This is a genomic window from Pseudomonas sp. R62 (genome assembly GCF_000257605.1).
Classification (GTDB): Bacteria; Pseudomonadota; Gammaproteobacteria; order Pseudomonadales; family Pseudomonadaceae; genus Aquipseudomonas; species Aquipseudomonas atacamensis.
Genome location: NZ_JH635999.1, coordinates 167,766 through 172,014 on the forward strand (window position 1 = coordinate 167,766; position 4,249 = coordinate 172,014).

The following is a 4,249-nucleotide window of genomic DNA, read 5'->3' on the forward strand; positions in this document are numbered from 1 at the left end:
CCGCCTCGTCCAGCTCTGCCAAATAGTGGGCGATGCGCTTCTCCAGCTTCTGTTCTTGATGTTGGAGCCGCTTCAAATTCATATGACGCCGTGAAGAGGCGACCGCCTGAAATTTGCTGCCATCAATGGCCATCAACTCGTCGGTTATCAGCCCCGCTGTGCGGCAAAACTGCACGAAGGCCCGGCACGTCGCGATAAAAGCGACTTTGTTGTCTCTAAGGAAATCGGCGATGGTCTTGAAATCAGGCTTGAGTCGATTGATCAGCCACATCACTTCGACGTTGCGCTGGCACTCGGCTTCGAGCCGTCGTGATGAGCGAATCCGCTGGAAATAGCCGTAGAGGTAGAGTTTGAGCTGATCCGCTGGATCGTAAGAGGGACGGCCGGTACTTTTGGGAAGTGCTTTATCAAAGCCCAGTCGAACCAGATCCAGCTTGGCGACGTAAAGATCGATAACGCGAACGAGGTGATCCTCGGGGATCAACTCTTCCAGCGAGACCGGAAACAGGCTGGTCTGGCTGCGGGACTGTCCCTGGATGTAGGCCATAACGAAAAATGTTCCGTATCTTTCGATACGGAGCATTTTCTTTGAGCGCTGCGCAGATTGCTAGGTTTTCACACAGTCTGTGGCGCCGGGTTTTTCGTGTCTGGCCGTCAGGCGGAGGAACGATTGGCGATAGGGCTTTTCGAACGTCATATATCCCACACGAGCAAGAGGTGCGCCATGACTCCTGAAACCGAAGGCAAAGAAGAGAAGGGTCCGAGTGGATTGCCATTTATCAATGATCCGGGGAATGAAGATCCCGGCTCGCTGATGGATGATGCGACGGTGCCGTTGAATGATGCGGATGAGGCGGATATGGAGTATGAGGAGGATGGGGATGAGCAGTGAGGTGGGGTTGAGGTTTTGAATGATGGTTTAAGGGCCTGACTCAGCAGGCCCTACAGAAAATCTGGTCCTCAGAATGAGACGTCGATTCTTTGTGCTCTGATTTTTACAAACTGACCATTGAGGTGCGGAAAATCGAAGTGGATATCTTGATCCGCAAATTCGACGAACGACTTGAGCGTATCGCCTTCTAAGCGCCCCTGGATCTCGCATGAGAAACCGTCGTCAAGCATCTCGACATATGTTTCGCTGTTTTCACATTTTGCGATGTCAATTTCGTCCGGCAGCACCATTTCGAACTCGGCTGAGTAGGTCTCACCTACTTCGATGACTGACGGGCAGTGGCCTGCGAAACATCTAACAGTCACACCGTTGATGCTGAGCAGTAGCATTTCCTCAATGATTGGGTCGATCTTCACAATATGCGCGGGATATTTCTTAGTCATTTGCGAGCCATGCTGTTCTTTTCTTTCAGAGGATTGAGATGAACTGTGAGGTTTTTAAGAGGTGAACTTTGGCATAAAGGCCTGAGTCAGTAGGTGCCTAAGTCTAGTTTTCAGAGTTTTCATGCAGGTCGATTAATACATAGAGGTCATCGGAGGGCGACATTTTTTTGATTCTGCCTGCATCTATATAGGTCTTGAATTCACGCTCAAGAAATTTCATGTTAGTGTATTTTTTATATCTTAAAGGCCTGTCGATGGCGTATATGTAAAGGCGCCACTCATCAAAGCCATCGATCCTGTTATTCGAACCGTAATCGAAGTCCACTGAGTCAGTGGGAAAATGAATAGCACAGCCTATGCCGTGTAGTTCATATTCAACACCATCGATGATTTCTCCGCAACGTTCTATTTTGCCGCTCCTCCAAAGTCTTAGGATGTTTCGAGTACCAAATTTTTCTTGTAATAGCGTTGTTCCTTCTTCAACTTTGCTGAGGAAGCCTTTGATCAAGTCTTCGAGACGTATCATGTTGTTGCTCATGTTTTTCTATTATTATCCAGTCGATCGGTATCGAGTCTTTTTAGGATGACATGTTTCATTCGCTCTTGTCTCGAAAATGGTTTTTCCAATATTTCTAATGATTTTTACATTGTGAATTTTGGTGTTTGTCTCACAAGTAGATGCGGAAGTCAGGGTGATTTTTTATGCGTTTTGGTCTTTTCGGTTTCTTTTTAGTTGGTCCATATATATAAGTTGCTAATTAAAGAGATTTTCTTGATTTTTTTAGGTCTATGTATTCGGCGAATTCTTTTTCGATTATTTTTTTGTCGCAGTATTTTCTATATTTAGATGGTCTTTCGCAAGCAAAGAAGTATAAGCGGCAAATGTCAAACCCATTGATTTCACCATAGGCCCATAGTCAAAATCTACAGTTCCTGTCGATAAATTAATGCGGCAGCCAATGCCGTGCAATTCATATTTAACTCCTCGAGTGACTCTCCCGCGACGCTTTATCGCCTTGGTATGCCAAAGCCTTCGAATGTCTCGAGTACCAAATTTTTCTTCAAATATCAGCGTGCTTGTCTCTACCATAGCAATAAAGTCATTTATCAGGGCATCCAAGGTTTGATCACTCATCCTTTTCTCCTAATTTGCAAAATATCTAGTCCGATGAATTGGCTGGCTGGATTGCATTTTTTATTGTTTAAAAATTGCGGTATGCTCTTTGGGGCGGTAATAGCTTTAGCGTTGGTGATATTGCTTTTGGTCTTGCAGGCGCTGCGCGTGGAGTGTTAAGTGCGTGATTTTAGACAGGTGACTCTGTTAAATAGACGCTAGGTTCTCTTAATCTCAACGATGACGTAATGAATTTTATCTCGGAAGTCTCTGATGCAATGCAAAACAAGTGCCCGCTCTCAAAATTTTTAATGGATAATTGAAGTATTTTCCGTGTGGGGAGATTGGATGTCGTCAAGCTTGTAACTTCACTGCACGTTATCCCTATGCGACAAGCATTGTATCCTATGGATTCCCACTTCTTCAGAGGCGTGTCTGGAATTTCTCTGATGTCAAATGCCAGAGTCAGTGTTGAAAGATTATTGTCTATGTTTAGAGTGAAGAGCTTAATCTCTCCGATAGGTACATTTCGGCTGAAGACCATGTTGAAGAGTTTACTGCCATGTATCTCATTCCAGTAATTCATGTTTTTCTTTTAGTCTGTCGATCTACCTAGAAAGCGTCTTTACGTAGTGTTGGTTAAGGCTCGGCTTGCGTCTTTCTTAAAATTCTCTTGGGCGCCATTTATCATTTCTGCCGTCAAAAAAATATATCTTTCTGCCCCTAAGTCCCCATCCACTGTAAGAAAAATTCTCTTTGTAGTTCTGGTGAGTTTGTTAGGTTTTCATTTTCGTAGTCAAATATCGACACCACATCTTTCAGTGATGGTTCTGCTCCATTTGTCAATTCATAAGCTTTTAAACCAAGAGACATTTGTGATGATAAGCTCGAGGGGTGAACATTTAACTTTGAGCCTTTGCAAAAGAAAGTTACTAGGGGGTTGTCCTTGCGGATTAAGCCGAAACAGTGATAAAAATTTTTGCCGGTGTATGTTTTTGGCGATAGTTCGTCCAGGCTTAGGGTTATGCTTATTTCCTCGCTGTCGCAAATCAGAACTACATCTTTGATTGCGTATTCTTTTTCTACGATAATTTTGAACTCCGAAATCATTTGTCAATTTTCCTATATGGATTCGGGATGGAGTAACCAAAGTCACGCCCATCATCAATAATTATCGTGGCGCCTAGAATATCTTCATTTTTGATGACTTTTGGAACGGCGAATTCCTGTTCTCGGGAAAATTTGTATCGGTTTCCTAATTCTTGCTTCAAATCATAGCCCTCGACTCTCTTCAAAGTATAAAGAAACCCGGTTTTTGTAAAAAAGCTGGTAGCAAACTCTTTTCCCACATCTCTAGAGGGGGAGGTGCTGATGAAGCCGCTTGGAGGAAAATCGCTATCAATGGAGTGGAGGAATAAGTCCTCGCTGTCTCCCTTGCTTTTGAATCCGTTCACAAAAACATCGGACGGGTCTCTTGAGTCTCCTCGGTACAGATATTCCTGTTTTTTCTTAGGCGCTGGTGCATCAGGCTCCCCATCATCAACCTTAACCCCGTCACTTGCCCCCGGCACCTCACACCCAGGCTTATTCGGCGGTGGGCAATTGGACGTCAACCCCAACGGATCCACCCACCCCGTCGGATTCGGCACGTATTGGTACTGATTCAACCCACCCGCGAGCTTCACCGGATCCGGTGTCAGATACCGCCCCAATCTCGGGTCGTAATACCGATGCCGGTTGTAATGCAATCCGCTTTCAACATCGAAATACTGCCCCTGAAACCGCAGCGGTTGGTCGAGG

Annotated in this window: 8 protein-coding genes; 1 reads left to right on the top strand and 7 read right to left on the bottom strand. The window is 45.0% G+C overall.

Annotation, left to right across the window (positions count from 1 at the left end):
• On the bottom strand, positions 1 to 547 hold a 547-nt coding region (locus OQK_RS19195; protein ID WP_016773804.1), incomplete at its 3' end, for a transposase.
• A gap of 177 nt (positions 548 to 724) precedes the next feature.
• On the opposite strand from OQK_RS19195, the gene OQK_RS30800 reads away from it, so the two are divergent.
• A complete protein-coding gene (locus OQK_RS30800; RefSeq protein WP_016773805.1) occupies positions 725 to 892 on the top strand; it encodes a hypothetical protein in 168 nt (55 codons plus the stop codon).
• 68 nt (positions 893 to 960) lie between these two features.
• Here OQK_RS30800 and OQK_RS19200 read toward each other — a convergent pair whose 3' ends face one another.
• The 6 genes from OQK_RS19200 to OQK_RS19220 all read right to left on the bottom strand — a co-directional run.
• A complete protein-coding gene (locus OQK_RS19200; RefSeq protein WP_016773806.1) occupies positions 961 to 1,335 on the bottom strand; it encodes a hypothetical protein in 375 nt (124 codons plus the stop codon).
• Between the two features lie 103 nt (positions 1,336 to 1,438).
• Complete coding sequence (locus OQK_RS19205; RefSeq protein WP_016773807.1) at positions 1,439 to 1,861, bottom strand: DUF6896 domain-containing protein; 423 nt, start codon at positions 1,859 to 1,861, stop codon at positions 1,439 to 1,441.
• A 288-nt stretch (positions 1,862 to 2,149) separates the two neighbouring features.
• Positions 2,150 to 2,470: a DUF6896 domain-containing protein gene (locus tag OQK_RS19210; protein WP_016773808.1), complete on the bottom strand. Its 321-nt coding sequence runs from the start codon at positions 2,468 to 2,470 to the stop codon at positions 2,150 to 2,152.
• Between the two features lie 169 nt (positions 2,471 to 2,639).
• The gene (locus tag OQK_RS32095; protein ID WP_081489871.1) at positions 2,640 to 3,035 is read right to left on the bottom strand and encodes an Imm50 family immunity protein; all 396 of its coding nucleotides are present in this window, start codon (positions 3,033 to 3,035) and stop codon (positions 2,640 to 2,642) included.
• 137 nt (positions 3,036 to 3,172) lie between these two features.
• Positions 3,173 to 3,559, bottom strand: a complete 387-nt coding sequence (locus OQK_RS19215) for a hypothetical protein (RefSeq protein ID WP_016773809.1) — start codon at positions 3,557 to 3,559, stop codon at positions 3,173 to 3,175.
• The coding region (locus OQK_RS19220) for an RHS repeat-associated core domain-containing protein (RefSeq protein WP_038861404.1) at positions 3,556 to 4,249 on the bottom strand (694 nt) is incomplete at its 5' end. The genes OQK_RS19215 and OQK_RS19220, both read right to left, overlap by 4 nt.